24 protein-coding genes and 1 other RNA gene are annotated in these 26,497 nt (G+C 59.4%); 12 read left to right on the top strand and 13 right to left on the bottom strand.

All coding sequences use genetic code 11. The features are described from left to right. The first annotated feature begins 82 nt into the window (after nucleotides 1–82). Entirely contained in the window at nucleotides 83–1,318 is a 1,236-nt protein-coding gene (locus J2X66_RS06295) for a sterol desaturase family protein (protein ID WP_310262254.1), read from the top strand. Here J2X66_RS06295 and J2X66_RS06290 read toward each other — a convergent pair. Continuing rightward, nucleotides 1,299–1,931, bottom strand: coding sequence for a DedA family protein (locus J2X66_RS06290; protein ID WP_027926436.1), 633 nt, complete (start codon nucleotides 1,929–1,931; stop codon nucleotides 1,299–1,301). The genes J2X66_RS06295 and J2X66_RS06290 overlap by 20 nt on opposite strands. 208 nt (nucleotides 1,932–2,139) lie before the next feature. Here J2X66_RS06290 and hemB point away from each other — a divergent pair, with 208 nt between their 5' ends. Both hemB and ppk1 read left to right on the top strand, forming a co-directional pair. Continuing rightward, nucleotides 2,140–3,153, top strand: coding sequence for a porphobilinogen synthase (hemB, locus tag J2X66_RS06285; RefSeq protein ID WP_310262250.1), 1,014 nt, complete (start codon nucleotides 2,140–2,142; stop codon nucleotides 3,151–3,153). A gap of 18 nt (nucleotides 3,154–3,171) precedes the next feature. Then, complete coding sequence (ppk1, locus tag J2X66_RS06280) at nucleotides 3,172–5,400, top strand: polyphosphate kinase 1 (protein ID WP_059181977.1); 2,229 nt, start codon at nucleotides 3,172–3,174, stop codon at nucleotides 5,398–5,400. 84 nt (nucleotides 5,401–5,484) lie between these two features. Here the strand turns inward: ppk1 and ppx are convergent, their stop codons facing one another. Continuing rightward, nucleotides 5,485–6,987 (bottom strand): exopolyphosphatase, encoded by a 1,503-nt coding sequence (gene ppx, locus J2X66_RS06275; RefSeq protein ID WP_027926439.1) that lies wholly within the window; start codon nucleotides 6,985–6,987, stop codon nucleotides 5,485–5,487. A gap of 264 nt (nucleotides 6,988–7,251) precedes the next feature. Here ppx and trxA point away from each other — a divergent pair, with 264 nt between their 5' ends. The 5 genes from trxA to J2X66_RS06250 all read left to right on the top strand — a co-directional run bounded on the left by trxA (nucleotide 7,252) and on the right by J2X66_RS06250 (nucleotide 13,744). Further along, on the top strand, nucleotides 7,252–7,581 hold the full coding sequence (gene trxA / locus J2X66_RS06270; RefSeq protein WP_003206727.1) for a thioredoxin TrxA: 330 nt from the start codon (nucleotides 7,252–7,254) through the stop codon (nucleotides 7,579–7,581). Nucleotides 7,582–7,828: 247 nt separating this feature from the next. Next, the gene (gene rho / locus J2X66_RS06265) at nucleotides 7,829–9,088 is read left to right on the top strand and encodes a transcription termination factor Rho (protein WP_007942421.1); all 1,260 of its coding nucleotides are present in this window, start codon (nucleotides 7,829–7,831) and stop codon (nucleotides 9,086–9,088) included. Nucleotides 9,089–9,236: 148 nt separating this feature from the next. Continuing rightward, nucleotides 9,237–11,240, top strand: coding sequence for an acyltransferase family protein (locus J2X66_RS06260; RefSeq protein ID WP_310262244.1), 2,004 nt, complete (start codon nucleotides 9,237–9,239; stop codon nucleotides 11,238–11,240). A 69-nt stretch (nucleotides 11,241–11,309) separates the two neighbouring features. Continuing rightward, entirely contained in the window at nucleotides 11,310–12,776 is a 1,467-nt protein-coding gene (gene ubiD / locus J2X66_RS06255; protein WP_007942423.1) for a 4-hydroxy-3-polyprenylbenzoate decarboxylase, read from the top strand. After that, on the top strand, nucleotides 12,776–13,744 hold the full coding sequence (locus J2X66_RS06250) for a CDP-6-deoxy-delta-3,4-glucoseen reductase (protein WP_027926446.1): 969 nt from the start codon (nucleotides 12,776–12,778) through the stop codon (nucleotides 13,742–13,744). The genes ubiD and J2X66_RS06250 overlap by 1 nt, the downstream gene beginning before the upstream one ends. 14 nt (nucleotides 13,745–13,758) lie before the next feature. Here the strand turns inward: J2X66_RS06250 and J2X66_RS06245 are convergent, their stop codons facing one another. Beyond that, entirely contained in the window at nucleotides 13,759–14,235 is a 477-nt protein-coding gene (locus J2X66_RS06245; RefSeq protein ID WP_310262240.1) for a sn-glycerol-3-phosphate transporter, read from the bottom strand. A gap of 298 nt (nucleotides 14,236–14,533) precedes the next feature. Here J2X66_RS06245 and J2X66_RS06240 point away from each other — a divergent pair, with 298 nt between their 5' ends. Continuing rightward, nucleotides 14,534–15,202: a gamma-glutamylcyclotransferase gene (locus tag J2X66_RS06240; protein ID WP_027926448.1), complete on the top strand. Its 669-nt coding sequence runs from the start codon at nucleotides 14,534–14,536 to the stop codon at nucleotides 15,200–15,202. On the opposite strand, the gene glpT is transcribed toward J2X66_RS06240, so the two are convergent. Both glpT and J2X66_RS06230 read right to left on the bottom strand, forming a co-directional pair. Further along, nucleotides 15,178–16,527 (bottom strand): glycerol-3-phosphate transporter, encoded by a 1,350-nt coding sequence (gene glpT / locus J2X66_RS06235; RefSeq protein ID WP_027926449.1) that lies wholly within the window; start codon nucleotides 16,525–16,527, stop codon nucleotides 15,178–15,180. The genes J2X66_RS06240 and glpT overlap by 25 nt on opposite strands. A 394-nt stretch (nucleotides 16,528–16,921) precedes the next feature. After that, on the bottom strand, nucleotides 16,922–17,899 hold the full coding sequence (locus tag J2X66_RS06230) for an NADPH:quinone oxidoreductase family protein (RefSeq protein ID WP_310262234.1): 978 nt from the start codon (nucleotides 17,897–17,899) through the stop codon (nucleotides 16,922–16,924). Nucleotides 17,900–18,049: 150 nt separating this feature from the next. Between J2X66_RS06230 and J2X66_RS06225 the strand changes: the two genes are divergently transcribed. Next, nucleotides 18,050–18,457 carry a flagellar basal body-associated protein FliL gene (locus tag J2X66_RS06225; protein WP_310262231.1) on the top strand — a complete coding sequence of 136 codons (408 nt, stop codon included), beginning with the start codon at nucleotides 18,050–18,052 and terminating at the stop codon, nucleotides 18,455–18,457. A 124-nt stretch (nucleotides 18,458–18,581) separates the two neighbouring features. On the opposite strand, the gene J2X66_RS06220 is transcribed toward J2X66_RS06225, so the two are convergent. From J2X66_RS06220 to J2X66_RS06205, 4 genes are all read right to left on the bottom strand, one after another. Continuing rightward, entirely contained in the window at nucleotides 18,582–19,700 is a 1,119-nt protein-coding gene (locus tag J2X66_RS06220; protein WP_310262228.1) for an ABC transporter permease, read from the bottom strand. Then, nucleotides 19,700–22,423: a ribosome-associated ATPase/putative transporter RbbA gene (gene rbbA, locus J2X66_RS06215; protein WP_310262224.1), complete on the bottom strand. Its 2,724-nt coding sequence runs from the start codon at nucleotides 22,421–22,423 to the stop codon at nucleotides 19,700–19,702. Before rbbA ends, J2X66_RS06220 begins: the two co-directional genes overlap by 1 nt. Continuing rightward, complete coding sequence (locus J2X66_RS06210) at nucleotides 22,420–23,385, bottom strand: HlyD family secretion protein (protein WP_027926454.1); 966 nt, start codon at nucleotides 23,383–23,385, stop codon at nucleotides 22,420–22,422. The genes rbbA and J2X66_RS06210 overlap by 4 nt, the downstream gene beginning before the upstream one ends. Before the next feature lie 132 nt (nucleotides 23,386–23,517). Then, nucleotides 23,518–23,967: an EVE domain-containing protein gene (locus J2X66_RS06205; protein ID WP_310262221.1), complete on the bottom strand. Its 450-nt coding sequence runs from the start codon at nucleotides 23,965–23,967 to the stop codon at nucleotides 23,518–23,520. 200 nt (nucleotides 23,968–24,167) lie between these two features. Here J2X66_RS06205 and J2X66_RS06200 point away from each other — a divergent pair, with 200 nt between their 5' ends. Next, nucleotides 24,168–24,323: a hypothetical protein gene (locus tag J2X66_RS06200; RefSeq protein WP_172825923.1), complete on the top strand. Its 156-nt coding sequence runs from the start codon at nucleotides 24,168–24,170 to the stop codon at nucleotides 24,321–24,323. Nucleotides 24,324–24,358: 35 nt separating this feature from the next. Here J2X66_RS06200 and J2X66_RS06195 read toward each other — a convergent pair whose 3' ends face one another. The 4 genes from J2X66_RS06195 to J2X66_RS06180 form a co-directional block, all read right to left on the bottom strand. Continuing rightward, the gene (locus J2X66_RS06195; protein WP_027926456.1) at nucleotides 24,359–24,964 is read right to left on the bottom strand and encodes a 5-formyltetrahydrofolate cyclo-ligase; all 606 of its coding nucleotides are present in this window, start codon (nucleotides 24,962–24,964) and stop codon (nucleotides 24,359–24,361) included. An 86-nt stretch (nucleotides 24,965–25,050) separates the two neighbouring features. Next, a non-coding RNA gene (ssrS, locus tag J2X66_RS06190) (6S RNA) lies at nucleotides 25,051–25,229 on the bottom strand. Between the two features lie 30 nt (nucleotides 25,230–25,259). Further along, entirely contained in the window at nucleotides 25,260–25,577 is a 318-nt protein-coding gene (locus J2X66_RS06185) for a cell division protein ZapA (protein WP_007942435.1), read from the bottom strand. After that, nucleotides 25,574–25,783, bottom strand: coding sequence for a TIGR02449 family protein (locus J2X66_RS06180; protein ID WP_007942437.1), 210 nt, complete (start codon nucleotides 25,781–25,783; stop codon nucleotides 25,574–25,576). Before J2X66_RS06180 ends, J2X66_RS06185 begins: the two co-directional genes overlap by 4 nt. 127 nt (nucleotides 25,784–25,910) lie before the next feature. Between J2X66_RS06180 and J2X66_RS06175 the strand changes: the two genes are divergently transcribed. Further along, entirely contained in the window at nucleotides 25,911–26,471 is a 561-nt protein-coding gene (locus J2X66_RS06175; protein ID WP_027926457.1) for a YecA family protein, read from the top strand. Nucleotides 26,472–26,497 lie beyond the last annotated feature (26 nt).

The raw sequence follows: 26,497 nt of genomic DNA, 5'->3' as shown, positions 1-26,497 counted from the left end.
CACTAATTTGTCGCTCGTTGCCATAGGGTAAATGGGCGGCTACACCTAGCATCTGTCCTCAAGATTCCGATCAGGGCGCGTCATGGACTTCATTCTGTATGCGGTGCCGTTTTTCATTGTGCTGATCGCTGTCGAACTGCTGGTCGATCGTTGGCGCGGGGTCAGCCATTATCGCGTGGCCGATGCGATCAACAGCATGAGCACCGGTGTGCTGTCGACCACCACGGGCTTGTTGACCAAGGGGGTCGGGCTGCTGACCTACGGGTTTGCCCTTGAGCATGTGGCGCTGTTCGAACTCTCGGCCGACAGCGTCTGGGTCTGGGTGCTGGCCTTTGTTCTCTACGACTTCTGCTACTACTGGCTGCACCGCATGGGCCACGAACGCAATATCCTCTGGGCCGCGCATTCGGTGCATCACCAGAGCGAGGAGTACAACCTGTCCACGGCGTTGCGCCAGACCAGCACCGGCTTCCTGCTGGGCTGGATTTTCTACCTGCCGATGGCCGTGCTCGGCGTGCCGCTGCTGGTGTTCGTCAGCGTCGCGGCGCTGAATCTGCTGTATCAGTTCTGGGTCCATACCAGGCACATTCCCAAGCTCGGCTGGTTCGAATGGTTCTTCGTGTCGCCGTCCAATCATCGGGCTCACCATGCGCAGAACGCTCTCTACATGGATCGCAACTACGGCGGGGTGTTCATTATTTGGGACCGTCTGTTTGGCTCGTTCCAGGAAGAAGACGACAACGAACCGGTGATTTTCGGTGTGACCACGCCGTTGGCGAGCTGGAATCCGTTATGGGCTAACGTGCAGTTCTATGTGCAGCTGTGGAATGACGCGCGGCGGGCCGAGCGCACATGGGACAAGCTACGGATCTGGTTCATGCGCACCGGTTGGCGTCCGGCGGATGTGGCGGCCAGGTACCCGATGAACAAGCCCGACTTGAACCTGTTCCGTAAATTTGAAGTACCGCTGGACGGCCGTCAGCAACTGTATGTGGCGCTTCAGTTCTGCGCCTACATCGCGCTGGGCAGTTTTTTGATGAATCTGGAGCGCAGCCTGCCAACCGCCGCGTTGGTGCTCGGCTGGAGTGCGGTGGCGCTGGGATTGTTCACGTTGGGCGTGGCCCTGGAGAATCGCCCGTGGGCGTTGAAGCTGGAGCTGCTGAGGTTGGTATCGAACGTGCCGTTGGTGTGGCTGGCGCCGTTGGCAGGGCTGTGGCCGGCCAGCGCAGTGGGCTGGATCGGCCTGCTTAGCTACAGCCTGCTGAGCGTTATTGGTCTCTACTGCTGCAGAAGCCGCTTCACTCGTTTGGCGTCTTAGGAACTTCGGCGTGAGCCCGTGCGGCTTTCAGGGCTTGCTCGTCGGCGTAGATCTTTTTCGCCAGACGGGCATTCTTGAAGCGCCGACGCAGCCATAGGCCCAGGCCCAGTACCAGCAAGGCGCCGAGCACCCACAGTTCGTACTTCTTGACGCTACCGAGCATGCCTTCCAGTACCGCGCCAAAGTGGTAAGCCGCCGCCGCCAGGGCTGCCGCCCAGACCGCCGCGCCAATGCCGTTGAGCAGCAGATAACGTCCCGGTGGATAGCCCGACAGGCCAATGGCCACCGGCATCACCGTGCGTAAACCGTAGACAAAGCGGAAGCTCAGCACCCAGATGTCCGGGTGTTTGCGGATATGTTCCAGCGCCCGATCGCCCATCATCTGCCAGCGCGGCTTGCGGGCCAGCAGTTTGCGCCCGTGCTTGCGCCCCAGGAAGTACCACAGCTGATCACCGGCATAACTGCCGAAGAACGCCACGACTACCACCAGGTTGATGTCCATGTATCCGCGGAACGCGAGGAAGCCGGCGAGCACAAGAATGGTTTCGCCTTCGAAGAACGTGCCGAGAAACAGGGCAAAGTAGCCGAAGTCATGCAGAAATTGTTGGAGCATTGTCTGGGTGCTGGCGAAATGAACGCGCAGCCTAACCCTTCGTGCACATTCATGAAAGTGTCCAAATGTGTCTCGACGTGAACATTTCCTACAACGACAATGGAATGCGGCTACCTGTCACAGGGGTGCACATAACTGTAATACGTTCGTCATAATGGCCGCTTATAACTGTCACGCTCGCCCGTCAGCGCGGGCTCAGGAGTCTGCCGTGAGCTTTACCCCCGCCAACCGTCTGTTCCCCGCAACCCGCCTGCGCCGCAACCGTCGTGATGAGTTCTCGCGTCGACTGGTCCGTGAAAACGTTCTGACCGTCGATGACCTGATCCTGCCAGTGTTCGTCCTAGACGGTGAAAACCGTCGCGAAGCGGTGGCTTCGATGCCGGGCGTCGAACGCCTGACCATCGACCTGTTGCTGGAAGAAGCGGCCAAATGGGTCGAGCTGGGCATTCCGGCGTTGGCGCTGTTCCCGGTCACGCCACCGGAGCTCAAGACACTGGATGCCGCCGAAGCCTGGAACCCGAACGGTATTGCCCAACGCGCCACGCGCGCCTTGCGCGCACAGTTCCCGGAGCTGGGGGTGATCACCGACGTTGCGCTTGACCCGTTTACCACCCACGGTCAGGACGGCATCATCGACGAAGAAGGCTACGTGCAGAACGACATTACCGTCGATGCACTGGTCCGGCAGGCCCTGTCCCACGCCGAAGCCGGCGCTCAGGTGGTGGCCCCCTCGGACATGATGGACGGCCGTATCCAGGCGATCCGTGAAGCCCTGGAGCTGGCTGATCACGTCAACGTGCGCATCATGGCCTATTCGGCAAAATACGCCAGCGCCTACTATGGCCCGTTCCGCGATGCGGTCGGTTCGGCGCTGAACCTGGGCAAGGCCAACAAGGCCAGCTATCAGATGGACCCAGCCAACAGCAACGAAGCCCTGCACGAAGTGGCGGCGGACTTGTCAGAAGGCGCGGACATGGTCATGGTCAAGCCAGGCATGCCGTACCTGGACATCCTTTATCGGGTCAAAGAAGAATTCAAAGTGCCGACGTTTGTTTATCAAGTCAGCGGCGAATACGCCATGCACATGGCGGCGATCCAGAATGGCTGGTTGAGCGAAGGGGTGATTCTCGAATCCCTGACCGCTTTTAAACGTGCAGGCGCCGATGGCATCCTGACTTACTTCGCCGCCCGTGCCGCTCAACTGTTACGAGAGCAGAAATAGCCCTCCCAGGAACATTCCATGAATACCGAAGGACTCACTGAAGTTGCCGTAAAAGAGGCTCAACCCCTGGTCGAGCAAATCGCCGAAACCCCGCCGGAGCTAGAGCCTGCTCCGCCTGCGGTGGTGGCCGAAACCGCTGTCGCAGCCGCGGCGCCGGCGATTGCCATTCCCGGCCTGGATGACAGCAGCCTGTACATCCACCGCGAACTCTCGCAACTGCAATTCAACATTCGCGTGCTGGAACAGGCGCTGGATGAGTCCTACCCCTTGCTGGAGCGGCTGAAGTTTCTGCTGATCTTCTCCAGCAACCTGGACGAGTTCTTTGAAATTCGTGTGGCCGGCCTGAAGAAACAGATCACCTTCGCCCGTGAACAAGCCGGCGCCGATGGTCTGCAACCGCATCAGGCCCTGGCCCGCATCAGCGAGCTGGTGCACGGTCACGTTGACCGCCAGTACGCGATCCTCAACGACATTCTGTTGCCGGAACTGGAGAAACATCAGGTCCGCTTCATCCGTCGTCGTTATTGGACCACCAAGCTCAAGACCTGGGTCCGCCGTTATTTTCGCGACGAGATCGCGCCGATCATCACCCCGATCGGCCTCGACCCGACACACCCGTTCCCGTTGCTGGTGAACAAGAGCCTGAACTTCATCGTCGAACTCGAAGGCATCGACGCCTTCGGTCGCGATTCCGGCCTGGCGATCATCCCGGCACCGCGCCTGCTGCCGCGAGTGATCAAGGTGCCGGAAGAGGTCGGCGGCGCCGGCGACAACTATGTGTTCCTGTCGTCGATGATCCACGCTCACGCCGATGACTTGTTCCAGGGCATGAAGGTCAAGGGCTGCTATCAGTTCCGCCTGACCCGAAACGCCGACCTGGCGCTGGATTCCGAGGATGTGGAAGACCTGGCCCGCGCACTGCGCGGCGAGTTGTTCTCGCGTCGCTATGGTGACGCGGTACGTCTGGAAGTGGCGGATACCTGCCCGAAACACCTGTCGGACTACCTGCTCAAGCAATTCAACCTGAGCGAGTCCGAGCTCTATCAGGTCAACGGTCCGGTGAACCTGACGCGTCTGTTCAGCATTACCGGCCTGGACAGCCAGCGAGAGCTGCAATACCTGCCGTTTACGCCACAGATCCCGAAACTGCTGCAAAACAGCGAGAACATCTTCAGCGTGATCAGCAAGCAGGACATTCTGCTGTTGCACCCGTTCGAATCCTTTACCCCGGTGGTCGACCTGCTGCGTCAGGCCGCCAAGGACCCGCACGTTCTGGCCGTGCGCCAGACCCTGTACCGTTCGGGCGCCAACTCGGAAATCGTCGATGCGCTGGTGGATGCCGCGCGTAACGGCAAAGAGGTCACGGCGGTGATCGAATTGCGCGCACGCTTTGACGAAGAGTCGAACCTGCAACTGGCCAGCCGTCTGCAAGCGGCCGGTGCGGTGGTGATCTACGGCGTGGTCGGTTTCAAGACCCACGCCAAGATGATGCTGATCCTGCGTCGCGAGGCGGGGGAAATCGTCCGTTACGCGCACTTGGGCACAGGCAACTATCACGCCGGCAACGCGCGCCTCTACACCGACTACAGCCTGCTGACTTCCGACGACGCCTTGTGCGAAGACGTCGGCAAACTGTTCAGCCAGCTGATCGGCATGGGCAAGACTCTGCGCATGAAGAAGCTGCTGCACGCGCCGTTCACGCTGAAGAAAGGCATGCTCGACATGATTGCCCGGGAGACTCAGTTCGCCCTCGACGGCAAACCGGCGCACATCATCGCCAAGTTCAACTCGCTGACCGATCCGAAGATCATCCGTGCGCTGTACAAGGCCAGCCAGTCGGGCGTGCGCATCGACCTCGTCGTACGCGGCATGTGTTGCCTGCGTCCGGGTATCGCCGGGGTTTCGCACAACATCCACGTGCGCTCGATCATCGGCCGCTTCCTGGAACACACCCGGGTCTTCTACTTCCTCAATGGCGGCGACGAGCAGATGTTCCTCTCCAGTGCCGACTGGATGGAGCGCAACCTCGACAAGCGCGTCGAGACCTGCTTCCCGGTGGAAGGTCGCAAGTTGATTGTGCGGGTCAAGAAAGAGCTGGAGCTGTACCTCACCGACAACACGCACAGCTGGAGCCTGCAGTCGGACGGTCGTTACATCCGTAACACGCCAACCGGCAACCAGAACCCGCGCAGTGCGCAGGCAACGTTGCTGGAGCGTTTGGGCAGCCCGATCCTGACGGTGCGTTAATGCTGACCTGATGTAAAAAAAATGGCGATCCCAAGGGATCGCCATTTTTGTTTCAGTACAGCCGTGCTCCTACAAGTGCGTGTTTCAGCGGGCGTTCAGGACAATGTCGACGCGGGTGAGCCATTCCGCTTCGATGGCGAAGTCGGCCTGGGTCAATTGGTTTTCGTCCAGCCATTGGTCCGGGAACACCACCTCCAGGCTGTTGCCATTGGCGTGCAGTTCCACTTGAGGCATTTGCTGGGTGCCGCGGATGTGATGGAACAGGATCGCAAAGCGCAGCAGCACGCACAGGCGGATCAGCTTGATGCCGTCATCACCGAACTCGGCGAATTTGTCCTTGGGAATGTTGCGTCGGTGACCACGCACCAGCAGCGCCAGCATTTGCTGGTCCTCGCGGGAGAACCCGGCGAGGTCCGAGTGCTCGATCAGGTAGGCGCCATGCTTGTGGTACTGATAGTGAGCGATGTCCAGGCCCACTTCGTGGACTTTGGCGGCCCAGCCGAGCAGTTCGCGCCAGACACCGTCATCCAGATCCCAATCCTTGGCCACTTGATCGAACGCGTGCAACGCCTTGCGCTCGACCCGCGCCGCTTGTTCCAGGTCGACGTGATAACGCTCCATCAGCGAGCTGAGCGTGCGCTCACGGACGTCTTCGTGGTGATGACGGCCCAGCAGGTCATAGAGCACGCCTTCACGCAGGGCGCCTTCGCAGTGGTCCATGCGCTGAAGTTCGAGGGCGTCGAAAATTGCCTCGAGGATCGCCAGCCCCGCCGGGAAAATCGCCCGGCGGTCGGGCTTGATGCCGTCGAAGTCGATTTTCTCGACGTCGCCGAGCTTGATCAGTTTGCGTTTGAGCCAGGCCAGGCCCTCAGCATTCACCTCGCCCGTGCCGTGGCCGCCGGCCTTCAGCGCCAGGCCGATGGCGCGAATGGTGCCCGAGGAGCCGATGGCTTCATCCCAGGTCAGGCGGTGCAAGGCGTGCTCGATGCTCATGATCTCCAGCCGTGCCGCGGTGTACGCCTGGGCGTAACGGGCCGGGGTGATCTTGCCGTCCTTGAAATAGCGCTGGGTGTAGCTGACGCAGCCCATTTGCAGGCTTTCGCGCAACAGCGGCTCGAAGCGCTGGCCAATGATGAATTCGGTACTGCCGCCGCCGATGTCGGCCACCAGGCGTTTGCCCGGGGTGTCGGCGAGGGTGTGGGACACGCCGAGATAAATCAGGCGCGCTTCTTCACGGCCGGAGATGACTTCCACCGGGTGGCCAAGGATGTCTTCGGCGCGACGGATGAATTCGGCACGGTTACGGGCCTCGCGCAGGGCGTTGGTGCCGACGATCCGCACGGCGCCCGTGGGCATGCCGTTGATCAGTTGGGCAAAGCGCTTGAGGCAGTCGAGCCCGCGTTGCATGGATTCTTCGTTGAGATGGCGCTCTTCGTCGATGCCGGCGGCCAGCTGAACCTTCTCCCCGAGACGCTCGAGAATACGGATTTCGCCGTTCTGGGCCTTGGCCACGACCATGTGAAAGCTGTTGGAGCCCAGGTCGATTGCGGCGATCAGGGACAGATTCTTGGCTTGGGATTGCGGCATGGTCAGGGGGTCTCGGTCGATAACCTCGACATCGTGCCACGATCAAAGGCTGGCGCCAACGCGCAGTGTTCAAAGCCTTGATCCAGCACAACCCGGAGGGAGGGGAGGCAAGCCCCCTCGCCACAAAATCTCGATATGCAGGGAAATGAGCTATACCCAAACTCATGGACCACCATAGCGAGACTCAATCATCTGCACCTTCCTGAACGAAGGAAGGGCGGCTATGATGGGCCACGTTTTTTTGCTTACAACCTGGAGACTTCCATGAGCAGCGATCTTATCAAACACGTTAGCGACGCTAGCTTCGAGGCCGACGTACTCAAGGCCGAAGGCGCTGTACTGGTCGACTACTGGGCTGAATGGTGCGGCCCATGCAAAATGATCGCTCCTGTTCTGGACGAGATTGCTGAAACCTACAAAGGCAAGCTGACCGTTGCCAAGCTGAACATCGACGAAAACCAGGAAACCCCGGCCAAGCATGGCGTGCGTGGTATCCCGACGCTGATGCTGTTCAAGAACGGCAACGTTGAAGCGACCAAGGTCGGCGCACTGTCCAAGTCGCAACTGGCTGCCTTCCTCGACGCCAACATCTAAGCGTCGATCAAAGCGTCATCAAAAAGGCCCCGCACATTGCGGGGCCTTTTCGTTATTCAGGGCTAGACGCTCCGAAACTCAGGTGGTACATTCGGCCCCGCACTGGTTTCTCCATTGCCCCCTGCTAGCCGTCGCCGACGCACTCCTTTTCGAATAAGTACGCGATCCTGTCGCCTTCTCTGCGGCGCGGCCTCATTAAGCCAAAAGCTTAATTTCCCCCCTCCATAAATGATTACGTCATTCCTATATGAATCTGACTGAACTCAAGCAAAAGCCGATTACCGAACTGCTCGAATTGGCCGAACAGATGGGCATAGAAAATATGGCCCGTTCGCGCAAGCAGGACGTGATTTTCTCCCTGCTCAAAAAGCACGCTAAAAGCGGCGAGGAAATCTCCGGTGATGGCGTGCTGGAGATTCTCCAGGACGGCTTCGGCTTCCTGCGCTCCGCTGACGCTTCCTATCTCGCCGGCCCGGACGATATCTACGTCTCGCCGAGCCAGATCCGCCGTTTCAACTTGCGCACCGGTGACACCATCGTTGGCAAGATCCGCCCTCCAAAGGAAGGCGAGCGTTATTTCGCGCTGCTCAAGGTCGACACGATCAACTACGATCGTCCCGAGAACGCGAAAAACAAGATTCTCTTCGAGAACCTGACCCCGCTGTTCCCGACTGTGCGCATGAAGATGGAAGCCGGCAACGGTTCCACCGAAGACTTGACCGGTCGTGTCATCGACCTGTGCGCCCCGATCGGCAAAGGCCAGCGCGGTCTGATCGTTGCGCCGCCGAAAGCCGGTAAAACCATCATGCTGCAGAACATCGCAGCGAACATCGCCCGTAATAATCCTGAAGTTCACCTGATCGTGCTGCTGATCGATGAACGTCCGGAAGAAGTAACCGAAATGCAGCGCACTGTGCGCGGCGAAGTGGTTGCCTCGACGTTCGATGAGCCGCCAACCCGCCACGTGCAGGTTGCCGAAATGGTGATCGAGAAGGCCAAGCGCCTGGTCGAACACAAGAAAGACGTGGTGATCCTGCTCGACTCCATCACCCGTCTGGCTCGCGCCTACAACACCGTGATCCCGAGTTCCGGCAAAGTGCTCACCGGTGGTGTCGATGCTCACGCCCTGGAGAAACCGAAACGTTTCTTCGGCGCTGCGCGGAACATCGAAGAAGGCGGTTCGCTGACCATCATCGCCACCGCGCTGGTTGAAACCGGCTCGAAGATGGACGAAGTGATCTACGAAGAATTCAAAGGCACCGGCAACATGGAACTGCCTCTGGACCGTCGTATCGCTGAAAAACGCGTCTTCCCGGCCATCAACATCAACCGTTCCGGCACCCGCCGCGAAGAGTTGCTGACCGCCGACGACGAATTGCAGCGCATGTGGATCCTGCGCAAGCTGCTGCACCCGATGGACGAAATCGCTGCCATCGAGTTCCTGGTCGACAAGCTGAAAACGACCAAGACCAACGACGAGTTCTTCTTGTCGATGAAGCGTAAGTAAGACGGTTTTTTAACCGCTAAAAATGGCGTCCTTCGGGGCGCCATTTTTTTTTGCAAAAAAAAAGGGAGGTTTGCGACAGCGATTTGTCAGTACAGGAGCGAATTGGGCCTGCGACCCAAACAACTTCAACTGACTGGCATTTCTGTTTATGAGCACACTTGCTTATCGAAGGGACATCGACGGCTTACGCGCAATCGCGGTGATTGCGGTGGTGCTGTTCCATTTTGGTGTTCCTGGATTCACCGGCGGCTTCGTCGGCGTCGACATATTCTTTGTGATTTCCGGCTATCTGATCACCTCGATCATCTGGAATCAGCGCCAGGCCGGGCGCTTCAGCTTTGTGGATTTCTGGGCACGTCGTGCGCGGCGGATCCTGCCGGCGCTGTTCGTGATGATTCTCGCGGTGCTGGCGGTGGGCTGGTTTCTGATGGCGCCCAAGGATTACGAAGAGCTTGGCCGCTCGGTGCGTTACCAAGTGATGTTCGTTTCCAACCTCCTGTTTATGCGTCAGGACGGTTATTTTGATGTCGCTTCCGACCTCAAGCCGTTGTTGCACACGTGGTCGCTGGCGGTTGAAGAGCAGTTCTACATTGTCTTCCCGCTGCTGCTGACGGTACTGTCGAGTCGCCTCAAGCATTGGCGACTGGCGCTGTTCGGTGTGTTGCTGGTGTCGTTCGGGCTCAGCGTCTGGGCCGTGGCACATCATCCCGAGAAAGCCTTTTTCCTGCTGCCGATGCGCGCCTGGGAGTTGTTGGCCGGCGCCATGTTGGCGGTTGCGCCAAGAACCGGTTGGCGTCTGACCTCTACGGGCGCGCAAGTGGTGAGCCTGGCCGGCTCCGCTCTGATTCTGCTGGCCGTGTTCTGCTATGACAAAAGCACACCGTTCCCAGGCGCAGCCGCGTTGCTGCCGACGCTGGGCGTGGTGGCGCTGATCTGGGCCAACGGCCATCGGCAAACCCTGGTCGGTGGCTTGCTCGCCAGCCGTGTGTTGGTCGGGCTCGGGCTGGTTTCCTATTCCTGGTACTTGTGGCACTGGCCGGTATTTGTCTTTGCCAGCTATGCCAGTGTCGACGAGCCAGGCCCGTTCGATATTTCGGGGTTGATTCTGCTCAGCCTGGTGTTGGGTTATCTGTCGTGGCGATTCGTCGAAACGCCATTGCGCGAGCGACGGTTGTTGGCGGGGCGTCGGCAGATTCTGCTCGCGGCGGCGTGTGGTGTGCTGGTGCTGGGGCTGGCCGGTCAGACGTTGCGCTGGACCGATGGTTTGCCCGTGCGCCTGCCCGACCAGGCCCTGCAATACGCCAAAGGGAAAGAGTGGCGCCCGGAACTGATGCGCTGCCTGGCCAACGACCAAACCCCTGACGAAAAGCTGTTTTGTCATTACGGGACGTCCACACCGACCGCATCAAAAGCGCTGGTCTGGGGCGACAGTCATGCCACGGCGTTGATTCCGGTATTCGACGACGGCGCGCAAAAACACGGGGTCAGCGTGATACTCGCCAGTTCCCCGGGCTGCATTCCGGTCGAAGGGCTGGAACACGAGCCACAGTGTGCCCGCTTCAACCGTCGGGTCGAGCGGGCCTTGAAGCCACAATCGGTGGGCGATGTCGTGCTGGTCGCACGCTGGAGCCTGTACCTGTATGGCGATGTGAAAGGCGACCTCGGGTTTGTGCTGCGCGATTCCAGCGGCCGTTATGACCGGGCGATCGCCGAGCAACGCCTGGCCGAAGGGTTGCAGGCAACGGTCCGGCAACTGCGCAGCGGCGGGCATCGCGTCTGGCTGGTCAAAGAGGCGCCGCTGCAACAGTTCAGTCCGCCTTACCGCCTCAGCCGTTTGGCAATGTTGCATCGTCCAACCGATGACGTTGGGTTGCCGGTGACCGAGCACTTCAAGCGTCAGGCCTTCATCAGTCAGTTGTTCGCGAAAATAGCGGCCGCCAATCCCGGTGTAACCGTGGTCGACCCCGCGTTGCTGCTGTGCGACGACGAAGGACTTTGTCGTGCCGAGCTCGACGGTCATTCGCTGTACACCGATGACAATCACCTGTCCGAGGTCGGGGCTCGCTTCATCGCGCCGGCACTTGAGCCGTTGTTCAGGCGCCTGCAAGCCCGGGCAACACTCGGCAATGGCAACCCAAATGCGGCCAAGTAGTCAGCGATAAGCTGCCAGCGGACGGCAGAGCAGGTAGGATGTACGCCTATTTTAGGGGTGCCATCGTCAATGAAATTCAAGGATCTTCGGGATTTCGTGCAGCAGCTTGAGCAGCGCGGAGAGTTGAAACGCATCCAGATCCCCGTCTCTCCAGTGCTGGAGATGACCGAAGTCTGTGATCGCACACTGCGGGCCAAAGGCCCGGCGCTGCTGTTCGAGAACCCGACCGGCTACGACATTCCGGTGCTCGGCAACCTGTTCGGCACCCCCGAACGGGTCGCCATGGGCATGGGCGCCGAGGCGGTCAGTGAGCTGCGCGAGATCGGCAAGCTGCTGGCGTTCCTCAAGGAACCCGAGCCACCGAAGGGCCTGAAAGATGCCTGGTCGAAGTTGCCGATCTTCCGCAAGATCATCGCCATGGCGCCGAAAGTCGTCAAAGACGCGGTGTGCCAGGAAGTGGTCATCGAAGGCGACGATGTCGATCTGGCGATGCTCCCCGTGCAAACCTGCTGGCCGGGCGACGTCGGCCCGCTGATCACCTGGGGCCTGACCGTCACCAAAGGCCCGAACAAGGACCGCCAGAACCTGGGCATCTACCGTCAGCAAGTGATTGGACGCAACAAGGTCATCATGCGCTGGTTGAGTCACCGTGGCGGCGCGCTGGATTACCGTGAATGGTGCGAGAAGCATCCCGGCCAGCCGTTTCCGGTGTCCGTGGCGTTGGGTGCTGACCCGGCGACCATCCTCGGTGCCGTGACGCCGGTACCGGACAGCCTCTCCGAATACGCCTTCGCCGGTCTGCTGCGCGGCAACCGAACCGAGCTGGTGAAGTGCCGTGGCAACGACCTGCAAGTTCCGGCGACTGCCGAGATCATCCTCGAAGGCGTGATCCATCCGGGCGAAATGGCCGATGAAGGCCCTTACGGCGACCACACCGGTTATTACAACGAAGTCGACAGCTTCCCGGTGTTCACCGTCGAGCGCATCACCCACCGGATCAAGCCGATCTACCACAGCACCTACACCGGTCGTCCGCCGGATGAGCCGGCGATTCTCGGCGTGGCGCTGAACGAAGTGTTCGTGCCGATCCTGCAGAAACAGTTCCCGGAAATCACCGATTTCTACCTGCCGCCCGAAGGCTGCTCGTACCGCATGGCCATCGTGACCATGAAGAAGTCGTATCCGGGGCACGCCAAGCGGGTAATGCTCGGTGTCTGGTCGTTTTTGCGACAGTTCATGTACACCAAGTTCGTTATCGTCACTGATGACGACATCAACGCGCGGGACTGGAACGACGTGATCTGGGCCATCACCACGCGCATGGACCCCAAGCGCGACACGGTGATGATCGACAACACGCCGATCGACTACCTCGACTTCGCCTCGCCGGTCTCGGGCCTGGGCTCGAAAATGGGCCTGGATGCGACGCATAAATGGCCGGGCGAAACCACTCGCGAGTGGGGCCGGGTGATCGTCAAGGACGACGCCGTGACCCAACGGATCGATGCCATCTGGAATCAGTTAGGAATAGATTGATGCGTGTAACCTTGCAGCCCTCCGGAGCAGTGCTGGATATTCTGCCCGGCGAGCGGATTCTCGATGGTGCGCGGCGCCTGGGCTATGAATGCCCGCAAAGCTGCCGCAACGGCAATTGCCACGTGTGCGCGGCGTTGCTGGTGGAAGGGCGGGTCGAACAAAGCGGCAATGTGCACGACCATGGCGAGTTCTACACTTGCATAGCAGAGCCGCTGGAAGACTGCATTTTGCTGTGGGATGGCGTGCTCGCGCTGGGAGAACTGCCGGTGCGCAGCGTGTCGTGTCAGGTCATTGAATGCAGGGACGTCGGCGGCGATACCTGGCGTGTGCGTTTGCGCGCGCCGGCCGGCAAGCCACCGCGTTATCACGCGGGTCAGTATTTGATGATCGAGCGTGAGAGTGGCGAAAAGTCCGCGTTCTCGCTGGCCTCGGCTCCCCATGGCGGGCGCGATCTGGAAATTCATGTACTGGCGCGCGAAAGCAGTGCGCTGAGCCTGATCGAACAGTTGCAGCGCAATCGCATGGTGCGAGTCGAACTGCCCTTCGGCGATACCCATCTCGCGGAATTGCCGGATGGCCCGTTGGTACTGATCGCCGCTGGCACCGGCATGGGCCAGATCCACAGCCTGATCGAACACTGCCGCGCTAGCGGCTTCAAGCACCCGGTGCACCTGTACTGGGGCGTGCGTCGTCCTGAAGACTTTTACGAGATCGAGCATTGGGATGAATGGTTGAAGCTGCCCAATCTGTTCCTGCACCGGGTCGTCAGTGATCAGTGCGGTTGGCAGGGGCGCTGCGGGATGCTGCATGAGGCGGTGTGTGAGGATTTCCCGGACCTCAAAGCCTTGCATGTCTACGCCAGCGGCTCACCGGCCATGGTCTACGGCACGCTGGATGCGTTGGTGGAAGCCGGGATGGATGCTCATCAGATGCGTGCGGATGTGTTTGCGTATGCGCCAAGATCCTAGGCCATTGGGGCGTGTCAGAAGCGCACGCCAGTCGTCACCATGGCAGCGTTGAAGCCGAGCAACACCAGTTCGGCCGCCAGCGGTCCGTAATGCGCGCCGAGTGAGGGGATGATCACCGGCGCCACCCCAAAGTGATTCAACGGGATCTTGTCCTGATACTTGCCGCTGTAACCCTCCAAGAGACCACCGGTAAGTTTTATATACACCGGATAGTTGGCGCTCTCGTATCGTTTGCCCCCATAGGCGTAATAAGACCGCTGGCTGAACGAATTGCGAAAAGTGGCGCCGCCAAACAACCAGCCTGACGGGGCCTCGCGTTCAAGGCCAATCAGGTCCTGATGGTTATTGTGCTCGGGGTCGGGCGAATAGTGTTTGGTGTAAACACTGGTTTGCAGATACCAGGAGCCGGTGTCTTTGGCGGGTGTCTCGGCAGCCAGTGAAAGCGGCGCCAAGAGCATTGCCAGTAGTCCGTAAATCCACGGTTTTTTCATCATTCAGTCTCTTGTGATAGCCGTCAGCGTACGAGCAGGCGGAAAATCAGAAGAGGATGTAGGAGGAGTCTTGTAGTCGGGTTCTATCTGATCGAGCCTAAGGCTTATGTATATTTCATTCTGGTATTTAGAATATTGCCAAGATTACCTTAGGGTATATGAACAGTTCCTGAACCCTTCTGTTGTTTATTGGGCATACCTCCTTTAGCACTTTTCGTTTCACCATTACTGCTATATGTTCTATAACGTTAATGTTGCTTACATTTTGCAATACTCGCGGGGCCGAAACTCCATTGCCATGAATGCCGTTGAATCTGCTTTTTTGAATCTGGCTTACCCTCCGCGGCTCGATCTGGGGCCGCAACTCACGCACGAACAATTACTCTGCTCCATGCAGTCAACCATGGCGCGCCACAAGGGCGGGCCGGTCTGGTTGTTCGCTTACGGTTCGCTGATCTGGCGTCCTGAATGCGCCGCGGTAGAACGCAAGCGCGGCCGGGTGCATGGTTACCATCGCGGTTTGTACCTGTGGTCCCACGAACATCGCGGCACACCCGAAGTGCCAGGCCTGGTGTTCGGTCTGGATCGTGGCGGTTCTTGCAGCGGCTTCGCTTATCGCTTGCCCGAAGAACAACTTGAAGCCTCGCTTTATGCACTGTGGCAACGTGAAATGCCATTCCCGTCCTATCGCCCACACTGGCTCAACTGCCGTCTTGAAGACGGAAGCCAGGTTCAGGCATTGGGGTTTGTATTGGAGCGACACCTGCCCAGCTATGCCGGCAACTTGCCGGATCACGTGCTGAGCCAGGTGTTTGAAAACGCTTGCGGGCGCTACGGCACCACTCGCGATTATGTCGAGCAGACCGCCCACGCCCTGCGTAGCCACGCCATGCCGGACCGAAACCTGGAGGCGCGACTCAAGCGCTGCAAATCAAAATCCGATCAGGCAATCGCTTCGCGGGTCTGACTGGCGACGTTCTTGTGACCCAGCGTGGGCGCCAGGAACGCCATCGCCAGCAGGCAGGCCACCACCAGCAGAATGAAGCCGCCATCCCAGCCAAAATAGTCCACGGTGTAGCCCATCAGGGCACTGGCCGCGACTGAACCACCCAGGTAACCGAACAGACCGGTAAAGCCTGCGGCAGTACCGGCAGCTTTCTTCGGCACCAGTTCCAGCGCTTGCAAGCCGACCAGCATCACCGGGCCGTAGATCAGGAAGCCGATGGCGAACAGCGAGATCATGTCGATCATCGGGTTACCGGGCGGATTTAGCCAGTACACGATGGTCGCGACGGTCACCAACGCCATGAACACCATGCCGGTCAGGCCACGGTTGCCACGGAAGATCTTGTCCGACATCCACCCGCACAGCAGTGTGCCCGGAATACCGGCCCACTCGTACAGGAAGTAAGCCCACGAGGTCTTGTCGAAGTCGAAGTGCTTGACCTCTTTGAGGTAGGTCGGCGCCCAGTCGAGGATGCCGTAGCGCAGCAGGTAGACGAAGACGTTGGCCAGGGCGATGAACCAGAGCATTTTGTTGCGCAGCACGTATTTGACGAAGATGTCCTTGGCGCTGAATTCCTCTTCGTGGCTGGCGTCGTAGCCGTCCGGGTAATCGTTTTTGTATTTCTCGATCGGCGGCAGGCCTGTCGATTGCGGTGTATCGCGCATCACAATGAAGGCAAACACGGCGACCAGCAGCGCCACGGCAGCGGGTACATAGAACTTGCTGTGCCAGTCGTTGAACCAGCCCATGCCGAGGATCGCCAACGGTCCGATCAAACCGCCGCCCACGTTATGCGCGGTGTTCCACACCGACACCACTTGACCGCGTTCTTTCTGCGACCACCAGTGCACCATGGTCCGGCCACTTGGCGGCCAACCCATGCCTTGTGCCCAGCCATTGATGAACAACAGGATGAACATCATGGTCACGCTGGACGTTGCCCAAGGTGCGAAACCGAACACGAACATGACTCCGGCGGAAACCACCAGGCCAAAGGGCAGGAAGTAACGCGGGTTGGAGCGGTCGGACACGATACCCATCAAAAACTTGGACAGGCCGTAGGCGATGGCAATCGCCGACATGGCCACGCCCAGTTGACCCTTTGTGTAGCCTTGGGCAATCAGGTCCGGGAACGCCAGGGTGAAGTTCTTGCGCAGCAGGTAGTAACCCGCGTAGCCAATGAATATCCCGGCGAAGATCTGCCAGCGAAGGCGTTTGTACGTGTCGTCGATTTGTTCGTCAGGCAATGGAGCCTGATGTGCGGCAGGGCGAAAGAAAGCAAACATTCAAGAGCTCCAGATTTCTTGTTTTGACTGCGGATGCGAATGTTACAGTTTCGTTACCGAAAATAGCACCGGTTCGCATTAGCAAAACAGCGGAAATGTGGGCAATCGAGTGTTCCTTTATGAACATGTCGCACAGGTATAAGTGAAGGGCGGTGTGGGAAATGTCTTTTGCAGGCGTCAACGACGCATTTCAGTCCGGGGTAGGACGAGGCTTTGAGAAATGTCCTGCGTTGGAATGGGACGTCGCGGCGTTCTGCAGGAAAGGCATTTAGAATCGTCAGGAAATGCCGAAGATGCGCCGGTATATGAGCTTGCTGCCGGAGGATGTTCGGACGTTGCTTTAGTCCCGGCCAATAAAAATGCGGTCTGGACACTCCAGACCGCATGTTCCGGCTCAGCGAACCTGAACCACCACTTTCCCGACTGCCTTGCGCTGGCCGAGATCATTGATCGCCTGCGCCGCATTGCTCAGCGGATAGACCTGCGACACCAACGGTTTCAACTTGCCCTCGGCAAACCAGCCAAACAGTTGCTGGAAGTTCGCCGCGTTGTCTTGCGGCTGGCGCTGGGCAAACGAACCCCAGAACACACCCACCACGGCCGCACCTTTGAGCAGCGCGAGGTTGACCGGGAGTTCCGGAATGCGTCCGCTGGCGAAACCGACCACCAACAGGCGTCCGTTCCAGGCGATAGCGCGCACGGCCTGGTCAAACAGGTCGCCGCCGACCGGGTCGTAGATCACGTCGGCGCCCTGGCCATCGGTCAGGCGCTTGATCTCGTCCTTGAGGCTGGTTTCGCTGTAGTTGATCAGTTCGTCGGCACCGGCCGCCTTGGCCACCGCAAGTTTTTCGGCGCTGCTGGCGGCGGCGATCACGCGGGCGCCCATGGCTTTGCCGATTTCCACGGCGGCCAGGCCTACGCCGCCGGAAGCGCCGAGGACCAGCAAGGTTTCGCCCGGTTGCAGGTTTGCCCGCTGCTTGAGGGCGTGCATCGATGTGCCGTAGGTCATGCTGAAGGCGGCCGCGGTGTTGAAGTCCATCGAGGATGGAATCGGCAGCACGTTGTAGCCCGGCACGGCGACCTGTTCGGCAAAGCTGCCCCAGCCAGTCAGGGCCATGACGCGATCACCGACCTTGAGGTGGCTGACCTTTTCGCCCACTGCGCTGACCACGCCGGCCGCTTCACCGCCTGGTGAAAACGGGAAGGGCGGCTTGAACTGGTATTTACCCTCGATGATCAGCGTGTCCGGGAAATTCACCCCGGCAGCGTGCACGTCCAGCAGGATTTCATTCTTTTTCGCCACAGGACTGGCGACGTCTTCCAGCACCAGCGATTCGGCAGGGCCGAAGGCTTTGCACAGCACGGCTTTCATCAGGGCTATTCCTTTGGGAGTGATGGCCGATAAGTGTAGGTGTGTGAGTCGATGGGTCAACGAGCATGCCCGACCCTGATAGTCAGCCATAAGCTTGTGCTTGAGCGGCGGGTCGTTATGCTAGGCCGCAAACCGGATAAGGAGCGAATTGTGAAAGCGTGGATCATGTTGTTGCTGGCCCTGTCTCTGCCTGTGGCAGCGATGGCCGAAGAAGCCAAAGAAGGTGAAGCTCCGAAGGTCAATTACATCACCCTGAGCCCGCCGTTCGTGGGCAACTACGGGCTGGACGGTACGCCCAAGCTCAAGGTCTACAAGGCTGATGTGGCCTTGCGCGTGACCGGTGATGACGCCACCAAAGCAGTGAAGGCCAACGAACCGTTGATCCGCAATCAGCTGGTGGCGTTGTTTGCACAGCAAACGGCCGAGACGATGAACAACGTCGAAGCCAAGGAAAAACTGCGCCAGGAAGCCCTGAAGCAGACTCAGCAAGTGATGAACGACGAGACCGGCAAGCCGGTGGTTGAGGATTTGTTGTTCAACAACCTCATCATTCAGTAAGTCATTCGTGGTCCGGGCTGGCCTCATCGTCGGAACGCCGCCCGGAGCCGGCTCCCACATTGATTTTGTGAACGCCACATCTCCAATGTGTGCGGGCTTGCTCGCGAAGGGGGCGACTCGGTCGTCAGGACGCCAGGCTCTTGCGAAACCGCATCAGCGCTATCGCAAAGAACAGCAGCCCTATGGCGGTGAGCACGAGCAAGTCCGGCCAGACCACGCTCAACCCGGCGTCGCGAAACAAAATGGCGGCGCTCAGGCTGACAAAATGCGTTGACGGCGACCCCTGCATCACCCATTGCAGCCATTGCGGCATGCTGTCCAATGGTGTGCTGCCGCCGGATAGCAGCAACATCGGGATAATCACCGGAATGGCCAGCAGTCCGAATTGCGGTGTCGAGCGAGCCAGGGTGGCGAGAAATATCCCCAGCGCGGTACTGGCGAACAGATAGACCGCCGTCACCAGCAAAAACAGGCTCAGGGAGCCGGCCAGCGGCACGCCGAGCGCGCCTTTGACTATCACCTCCAGCGACAGCCAGGTGCACAGCACCACCACCAGCATGTTGCTCCAGATTTTCGCCAGCATGATTTCCAGCGCTGTCAGCGGTAGCACCAACAGGTGGTCGAGGGTGCCGTGTTCCCGTTCACGCAGCAGTGCTGTGCCGGTCAGGATGATGGCGAGGATCGTGATGTTGTTGACGATTTGAATCACCGCCAGAAACCAGCCACCTTCCAGATTGCTGTTGAACAGGGCACGGGTGGTCAGCAATACGGGCGCTTTGCTCGCCACATCGCTTTGGCCGCTGTAGGTCAACAACTCGCGCTGGAAAATTCGCCCTATATACCCCGCGCCCATGAATGCCTGGCTCATGGCGGTGGCGTCGACATTGACTTGCACGGCAGGCTGACGACCGGCCAGCAGGTCGGTCTGAAAGTTCGCCGGCACATTGATGACAAATGTGTACTTGCCATTGTCCATGACCTGGTCCAGTTGCCCGTACGGCAACAAGACCGGCCGTTGGAATTCCGGAGGTTGCAGCGCCTGCGCCAGTTGTCGCGACACAAGGCTGTGATCTTCATCCACGATTGCCACGCTGGCGTTATGTACGCCAATTACCGAGCCCGCAGCCGGCATGTAGATCGCCACCGTAAAGGCGTAGAAAAGAAACAGCAGCAGCACGCTGTCGTGTCGCAGGCTTGTCAGCTCCTTGAGACCCAGGCGCAGGATGTGCGCAAACTTGTGCATCAGGCCTCCTGCTTTTTCAGCATGACCAGGCTGAGCCCGGTGAACCCGAGGAAGAATCCGCACAGCGCCAGGCATTGCGGCCAAAGCTGGCGTATGTCCAGAGCCTTCGTGAAAGTGCCTACAGCGATATCAAGGAAGTGCCCAGCGGGAAACAGCATCCCCATCGTTGCGGCAGCGCCTTCGAGGGAGGAACGAGGCACGATCAGGCCGGAAAACTGGATGGTGGGCAGGCTGGTAATGATCATGGTGCCGAGGATGGCGGCGATTTGGGTTCGGGTGAACGCCGAAATCAACAAACCCATGCTGGTTGTCGCCAATACATAGAGCAGCCCGCCGAAGGCCAGGGTCAGGAAACTGCCCTTGAACGGCACACCAAAAAGCCATCGGTTCATCGCGACCAGCACTGCAAGGTTGATCAGGCTGACTGCCAGATAGGGCGCCTGTTTGCCTAACAGGAACTCCAGTCGAGTCAGCGGTGTGGCGTAGAAGTTGGTGATCGAACCCAGTTCTTTCTCCCGCACGATGCCCAGCGCCGTGAGCATGGCCGGGATGAACGCCAGAATCAGCGCCATGACGCCGGGCCCGATGGCGTTGACGCTGACCACGTCCTGGTTGTAGCGGAAGCGGGTTTCCAGTCGGGCGGCGGCTGGCCGGCTCAACGCCGGGCTGCTCTGTGCGGCCAGTTGTTCGATATTGGCCTGGTGCACCGCCTCGACGTAGTTGCGGCTCGTCTCGGCGCGAAACGGCATACCGCCATCGAGCCAGGCCGCCACGGCTGGTTGGCGTCCGGCGTACAGATCCCGGCCAAAACCGGGAGGCACCTCAAGTGCCAGTTTGATTTCAGAGCGCTGAAGGCGACGATGCAGTTCTTTGGCGTCCTGGATGGGCGCTTGCTCGTCGAAGTACCGAGAGCCGCGAAAGGCCTCCAGGTACGCGCGACTCTGTGGTGTCTGATCCTGATCGTAGACAGCGAACGCGAGCTTCTCGACATCCAGGGAAATGCCATAACCGAAGATCACCATCATGAAGATGGCCCCGAGCAGGGCAAACGCCATCCGTACTTTGTCACGCAGCAGTTCCTTGCCCTCACGGCTCGCCACCGCCATCAGGCGGCCGGGACTGAAGCCGCGATCCCTCAGGGGCGTGGCCGGCGTGACAGGCGCGTTTGCAGGCTCTGCAGGTTTTGAGGGTTCCGAGACACCCTGGGCCTGTTCAAGGCAGGTGACAAACGCGGCTTCCAGCGTCTCACCTTTGAATTGTTGTTGCAGGGCTGCCGGGGTATCGCAAGCCAGTACCTTGCCGGCGTGCATCAACGAGATGCGATCGCAGCGTTGGGCTTCGTTCATGAAATGGGTGGAGAGGAAGATGGTCACACCTTGTTCTCGGGACAACTCGATCAGTAGTCGCCAAAAGTCGTCCCGTGCCGCCGGGTCTACTCCGGAGGTCGGTTCGTCGAGAATCAAGACTTCCGGCCGATGCAGCACCGCTACCGCCAGGGACAGGCGTTGGCGCAAGCCCAATGGCAATGCTGAGGACTGCTGTTCGCACACGCTGCCCAGATTGAAACGCTGGATCAGCTCTTCGATGCGTTGTGCGCTTTCGACTTTAGGCAAATCGAACAGCCGTGCATGCAGCTCCAGGTTCTGCCGCACACTGAGTTCGCCATACAGCGAAAAGCTCTGCGACATGAACCCGACGCGTTTGCGGGTGGCCAAATCCTTGGCATCCACCGGATTGCCCAGCAGCGTGGCGCTGCCTTCGCTGGCCGGTATCAGCCCGGTCAGGACTTTCATTGTGGTGGTTTTGCCGCAGCCGTTGGACCCGAGGAAGCCAAAGATTTCGCCACGACCGATGGCGAAACTGACCTTGTCTACGGCGGTGAAGTCGCCGAAGCGCAGGGTCAAGTCGTGGGCCTCGATGGCGATATCGGTGGGGGTGCCGGTTCCCGGTGGAATCACCAGAGGCTGCTGGTCATGGCTACCGTCGCCCTGATAATGGGTGAAGGCTTCGTCGAGTTTGCCGCTCGTTGTTACAGCCCGTAATTCCTTGGTCAACCCAGTGGCAATCAGCTTGCCGCCGTCAAGCATCAGGCAATGTTCGAACTGCTCGGCTTCCTCCATATAGGCGGTGGCGACCAATAACGTCAGTTGTGGACGCTGGCGCCGCACATCGTCAACCAGCTCCCAGAACCGCCGACGGGATAACGGATCGACGCCGGTTGTCGGTTCATCGAGGATCAGCAGGTCCGGTTCATGGATCAGCGCACAACACAGGCCCAGCTTCTGTTTCATGCCACCGGACAATTTGCCTGCCGGTCGATCGGCGAAGTGCAACAGGTCGGTGGCCAGTAACAGATTGTGCATACGCTGATTGCATTCGGCTTTTGACAGGCCAAACAAGGTGGCGAAAAACTGAATGTTCTCGCTGATCGACAACTCAGGGTAAAGGTTGCCGCCCAGGCCTTGGGGCATGAAGGCAATACGCGCGTAGAGGGTGTTGCGATGGCGGCGGTCCTGGATCGCCCCGTCGAGTACATTCAGTTGCCCTTGCTGCAGCTTTTTCACGCCGGCGATCAGTCCCAGCAGGCTCGATTTGCCGGCCCCATCGGGACCAATCAACCCACACCGGGTTCCGGCGGGCAGGCTGAATGTGATGTCATTCAGCGCCTGATAGGTGCCGTAATGATGTTCGATTGCGCAAGCTTGAACCGCCAGGCTGGTCATTGCAGATTAGCCGGCCAGCCAACCGGGGCGGTGCGCACATAACCGGCGCCGGGCATGCCGGGTTTGGCCTGGGGCATGGCCCCGGGATCAGTCAGACGTAACTTGACCCGAAACACGAGTTTTTGCCGCTCATCGCGGGTCTCGACTTCTTTGGGGGTGAACTGCGACTTGGCCGCGACAAAGCTGACCTTCGCAGGCAGCGGGCGGTCGGGCAGGGCATCGAGCAAAATTCGCGCTTCATCGCCCACCGCCAGGCGTCCGGTCACGGAAGTCGGCAGGTAGAGGTTCATGTATTGATCGTTCGGGTCGATCAGCACTAATACGCGTCCGCCGGCACCGAGCACTTCGCCCGGTTCGGCCATGCGCAGCTGGATCACCCCGTCGATAGGGGCTCGCAAACTGCTGTCGTCGATTTCACTGTTCAACTGCGCGACTTGCGCCTGCGCAGCGCCAATGGCAGCACCGACCGCAGACTCTTGTGCGCGGGCCGCTGCAACGGCGGCATTGCCTGTGCCAATACGCGCCTGCTGCTGATCGATGATCTGACCGCTCACGAAACCGTGTTTGAACAGCGTCTCGGAACGACTGAGTTCCTGTTGGGCGAGCAGTTGCTCACTCAGGCGTAATTGCACGTTGGCTTGTGCGGCGGTGAGGTTCTCCCGGGCGCGCAATACTTCGGCTTCGGCCTGGTTGCGTTGGGCTTCAAGGGTGCGGGTGTCCATGCGGGCCAGCAGTTGGCCTTTGCTGACCTTGTCGCCTTCATCGACGAGTACTTCGGCCAGTCGCCCGGGTGTTTTACTGGCGATCTGTACTTCGGTGGCTTCGAGGCGACCATTGCCGACATACAAGCCTTCGGGCAAGCGGTCATGCATCGACTTCCAGTAGCCAAAGCCCCCGGCACCCAGCAGCAGTATCACTAAAGCACTGGCAAACAATATTGAAGAGCGACTGTGCGTAGACATGCGGGCATCCTGCGGCTGTTGCGTCCTAGTCTGGTTGATCGAACGCCGGGGCGAGTTGATACCAGTCAACTGAGGGTCAAGCCTAACTCTATTGAGCGCAGAAAAGAGGGTGACCGGATGGTTCTGCCCGATTTAACGTAAATCGAGTACCGCTGCCCATTGCTCGGTCGTCACTGGCATCACCGACAATCTCGAACCCTTCTGCACCAGTGGCATCTCGGCCAACGCCGATTGCTGCTTCAAATAATCCAGCTTCAACACCTTGGCAAACGTCTCGACATGCTCGACATCAATCGCGCTCCAGGCGTTTTTCTCGGCGCTGGCCTTTGGGTCGTAGTAATGACTCTCTGGCTCCAGCGCCGTCGGGTCCGGATACGCCGCTTCGACAATTTTTCCAATGCCGGCAATTCCCGGCTCAGGGCAGCTGGAGTGATAGAAGAAAAACGCGTCACCGACCGCCATGGCGCGCAAAAAATTACGCGCCTGATAGTTACGAACCCCGTCCCAGCGCGCTCGGCCAAGCTTCTCTAGACCTTTGATCGAGAGTTCGTCGGGCTCGGACTTCATCAGCCAATAGGCCATGGATTTTGCTCCTTGCGAGGTGAGTGGACAGGTTGTCTGGCAATTTTATGACAAACCGACAGTCGGTTGACGCCAGCGTTTGCGTGTCAGTTCACGTTGTCGCAAAATGCCGGCCTTCTAAGCTTGACGCTGCTGCACGGCCTACACCTGAAACGGAACCGCTGCTGTCATCGTGTTGATGTGCCTTTGGGGGGCAATCGATGAAACGCAAACCGGATTTACTATGGATTTTGGTTATTTTGTTCGGCCTTGGCGTTGTAACCACCGGTTATGCCCAAAGCCTGTGGAATAACAAGACTGACGCGCCGATCGAAATCGCGCAGCAGCAACAGCAGCCATCGGCGTTCAAGCGCTAAACCTGTCTTTTGGACGCCGCTGATCGCAGTGGCGTCTACCCTGCGAAATACCACGCCTTGTCTGTCACCGTGCCTTGCAACGGCACATCCCAGCTCGCCTGAGCCAATCGTTCGACTTTCTGACATTCATGGGCCAGCCCCAGCAGCGTCGGCTTGCGCCAGGTTTTGCGGCGCGCCAGGTACGCCAGGCTTCGATCGTAGAAGCCGCCGCCCATGCCCAGACGCCCGCCGACATCGTCAAACCCCACCAGCGGCAACAGCACCAGATCCAATGCCCAGACTTTACGTTGCCGGGCGAGGTTGTGCCGGGGTTCGAGAATTCGAAAGCGGTTGGGTTTGAGTTTTTCGCCCGGGCGAATGCGCTGGAAGACCATTTTGGTGCGCGGCCAGGCGCTGAGCACCGGCAGATACGTCGCCTTGCCCCGGCGTTGAGCGGCACGCAGCAGGATGCGCGGGTCGATTTCACCGTCGGTTGGCAGGTACAGGGAGATGTGCTTGGCGCGGCGAAACAACGGCTGTTGGGCCAATTGCTTGTACAGCCCGCGAGCAGCCTGGCGCTGTTGACTGGGTGTCAGTGCGCGGCGGGCCTTGCGCAGCATGCGTCGAAGTTGCGGGCGGGGCAGCAGCGCAGGTTCGGTCATGGATTCAGGCTTCGACAGGACGAATACGTAAAGCGTACCCGTAAAAAAGCCGATGCCGGTATTTAAACCGGCATCGGACTGGAATCAGGCTCCCCGGATGAACCGCTGCTGACTTAGCCCTTGAACCCGAAAGTTCAAGGTGGAAGATGCAGTAGGCTTTAAGGCTTTCCGTCTAGCGGACATGCACACCAGCCCAACGTGCAGCCTCCAGGGTAGTGCGAATCGGCTCAGGGACGTGGTCAACTGGCAAGCACCCCAGGGAGTGAAGCGAGTATACCCCAAGCGGTTTCGTGTTTCAGCCCTTGGTGACGTCCGGATCGGTGGCGAGCACCAGATCGACGCGGTCCAGCAGGTCGCGCACCTGTTCGCGAGTCGAGCCGCTGGCCTGTACATCCGGGCGTTCTTCCTTGTGCAGCAAGTCGTGCGTGATATTCAGCGCGGCCATGACGGCGATGCGGTCGGCGCCGATGACTTTGCCGCTGCTGCGAATTTCGCGCATTTTGCCGTCCAGGTAGCGGGCGGCGCTCACCAGATTGCTGCGTTCTTCCTGGGGGCAGATGATCGAATATTCTTTGTCGAGGATCTGCACGGTAACGCTATTGCTTGAACTCATGAGTCTTGCTCCAGGGCCTTGAGGCGCGAAATCATCGATTCAACCTTACGTCGGGCGATTTCGTTTTTTTCAATGAGGTGCGCGCGTTCCTCGCGCCAGGTCTTTTCCTGAGCTAGTAAGAGTCCGTTTTGGCTCTTTAGTTGCTCGACTCGACTAATTAGCAGTTCGAGTCTGGCCATCAGCGCTTGCAGGTCGGTGTCTTCCATTGTGTCCACTGAATGTGTGCTTGATGGGGGTAGCTGGCGGACAGCCTTTAATAGTCTTGGCGAGTCTGTCGATGTAGGATACAAGGCCTTCATTCTAGACATAGCGCCGTCTGGCGCCTAGCTGCCCATGACCATTCAGAATTCCCCGTACCAAGCCTTCGCCACACTGCTGACCTCCAGCGGTCATAACGTCTCGCCTGCCGAACTGCATGGCCTGTTGCTCGGCCGCAGTTGCGCCGGTGCCGGCTTCAATGCCGAAGAGTGGTTGATCGATGCCGCCGAACTGCTGGAAAGCGAACCGCAGGACAATGTCCGCAACGCCCTGATCGGCTTGCAGGAGATGGTCAAGGGCGAGCTGACCGGCGACGACGTGACCGTTGTTCTGCTGCTGCCGACCGATGACGCCCCCCTGACTGACCGTGCCGTCGCACTGGGTGAGTGGTGCCAGGGCTTCCTCAGCGGTTTCGGCTTGAACTGCCGGGACAGCAGCACGCTCAGCACTGAAGCCACCGAAGTGTTGCAGGACCTGGCGGCCATTTCTCAGGTGCAAGATGCCCTGGAAGAGTCCGAAGACGGCGAAACCGATTACATGGAAGTCATGGAATACCTGCGCGTTGCGCCGCTGCTGCTGTTCTCCGAAACCAAGAAAGCGGACGTGCCACCAGCCGCCAAACCGTCGTTGCATTAATCGCGTGCCAGGAAAAGCCATCTGCC

This window comes from Pseudomonas sp. 3296, assembly GCF_031456615.1.
In the GTDB taxonomy this organism is placed as follows: Bacteria; Pseudomonadota; Gammaproteobacteria; order Pseudomonadales; family Pseudomonadaceae; genus Aquipseudomonas; species Aquipseudomonas mucoides.
This window is presented reverse-complemented; position numbering and strand designations above follow the sequence as displayed.

What these genes read in the sequence shown, in the direction of transcription:
- J2X66_RS06295 (WP_310262254.1), top strand. Translation starts at nt 83, where the DNA reads ATGGACTTCATTCTGTATGCGGTGCCGTTTTTCATTGTGCTGATCGCT.
- J2X66_RS06290 (WP_027926436.1), bottom strand. Translation starts at nt 1,931, where the DNA reads ATGCTCCAACAATTTCTGCATGACTTCGGCTACTTTGCCCTGTTTCTC.
- ppk1 (WP_059181977.1), top strand. Translation starts at nt 3,172, where the DNA reads ATGAATACCGAAGGACTCACTGAAGTTGCCGTAAAAGAGGCTCAACCC.
- ppx (WP_027926439.1), bottom strand. Translation starts at nt 6,987, where the DNA reads ATGCCGCAATCCCAAGCCAAGAATCTGTCCCTGATCGCCGCAATCGAC.
- trxA (WP_003206727.1), top strand. Translation starts at nt 7,252, where the DNA reads ATGAGCAGCGATCTTATCAAACACGTTAGCGACGCTAGCTTCGAGGCC.
- rho (WP_007942421.1), top strand. Translation starts at nt 7,829, where the DNA reads ATGAATCTGACTGAACTCAAGCAAAAGCCGATTACCGAACTGCTCGAA.
- J2X66_RS06260 (WP_310262244.1), top strand. Translation starts at nt 9,237, where the DNA reads ATGAGCACACTTGCTTATCGAAGGGACATCGACGGCTTACGCGCAATC.
- ubiD (WP_007942423.1), top strand. Translation starts at nt 11,310, where the DNA reads ATGAAATTCAAGGATCTTCGGGATTTCGTGCAGCAGCTTGAGCAGCGC.
- J2X66_RS06250 (WP_027926446.1), top strand. Translation starts at nt 12,776, where the DNA reads ATGCGTGTAACCTTGCAGCCCTCCGGAGCAGTGCTGGATATTCTGCCC.
- J2X66_RS06245 (WP_310262240.1), bottom strand. Translation starts at nt 14,235, where the DNA reads ATGAAAAAACCGTGGATTTACGGACTACTGGCAATGCTCTTGGCGCCG.
- J2X66_RS06240 (WP_027926448.1), top strand. Translation starts at nt 14,534, where the DNA reads ATGAATGCCGTTGAATCTGCTTTTTTGAATCTGGCTTACCCTCCGCGG.
- glpT (WP_027926449.1), bottom strand. Translation starts at nt 16,527, where the DNA reads ATGTTTGCTTTCTTTCGCCCTGCCGCACATCAGGCTCCATTGCCTGAC.
- J2X66_RS06230 (WP_310262234.1), bottom strand. Translation starts at nt 17,899, where the DNA reads ATGAAAGCCGTGCTGTGCAAAGCCTTCGGCCCTGCCGAATCGCTGGTG.
- J2X66_RS06220 (WP_310262228.1), bottom strand. Translation starts at nt 19,700, where the DNA reads ATGCACAAGTTTGCGCACATCCTGCGCCTGGGTCTCAAGGAGCTGACA.
- rbbA (WP_310262224.1), bottom strand. Translation starts at nt 22,423, where the DNA reads ATGACCAGCCTGGCGGTTCAAGCTTGCGCAATCGAACATCATTACGGC.
- J2X66_RS06210 (WP_027926454.1), bottom strand. Translation starts at nt 23,385, where the DNA reads ATGTCTACGCACAGTCGCTCTTCAATATTGTTTGCCAGTGCTTTAGTG.
- J2X66_RS06205 (WP_310262221.1), bottom strand. Translation starts at nt 23,967, where the DNA reads ATGGCCTATTGGCTGATGAAGTCCGAGCCCGACGAACTCTCGATCAAA.
- J2X66_RS06200 (WP_172825923.1), top strand. Translation starts at nt 24,168, where the DNA reads ATGAAACGCAAACCGGATTTACTATGGATTTTGGTTATTTTGTTCGGC.
- J2X66_RS06195 (WP_027926456.1), bottom strand. Translation starts at nt 24,964, where the DNA reads ATGACCGAACCTGCGCTGCTGCCCCGCCCGCAACTTCGACGCATGCTG.
- J2X66_RS06185 (WP_007942435.1), bottom strand. Translation starts at nt 25,577, where the DNA reads ATGAGTTCAAGCAATAGCGTTACCGTGCAGATCCTCGACAAAGAATAT.
- J2X66_RS06180 (WP_007942437.1), bottom strand. Translation starts at nt 25,783, where the DNA reads ATGGAAGACACCGACCTGCAAGCGCTGATGGCCAGACTCGAACTGCTA.
- J2X66_RS06175 (WP_027926457.1), top strand. Translation starts at nt 25,911, where the DNA reads ATGACCATTCAGAATTCCCCGTACCAAGCCTTCGCCACACTGCTGACC.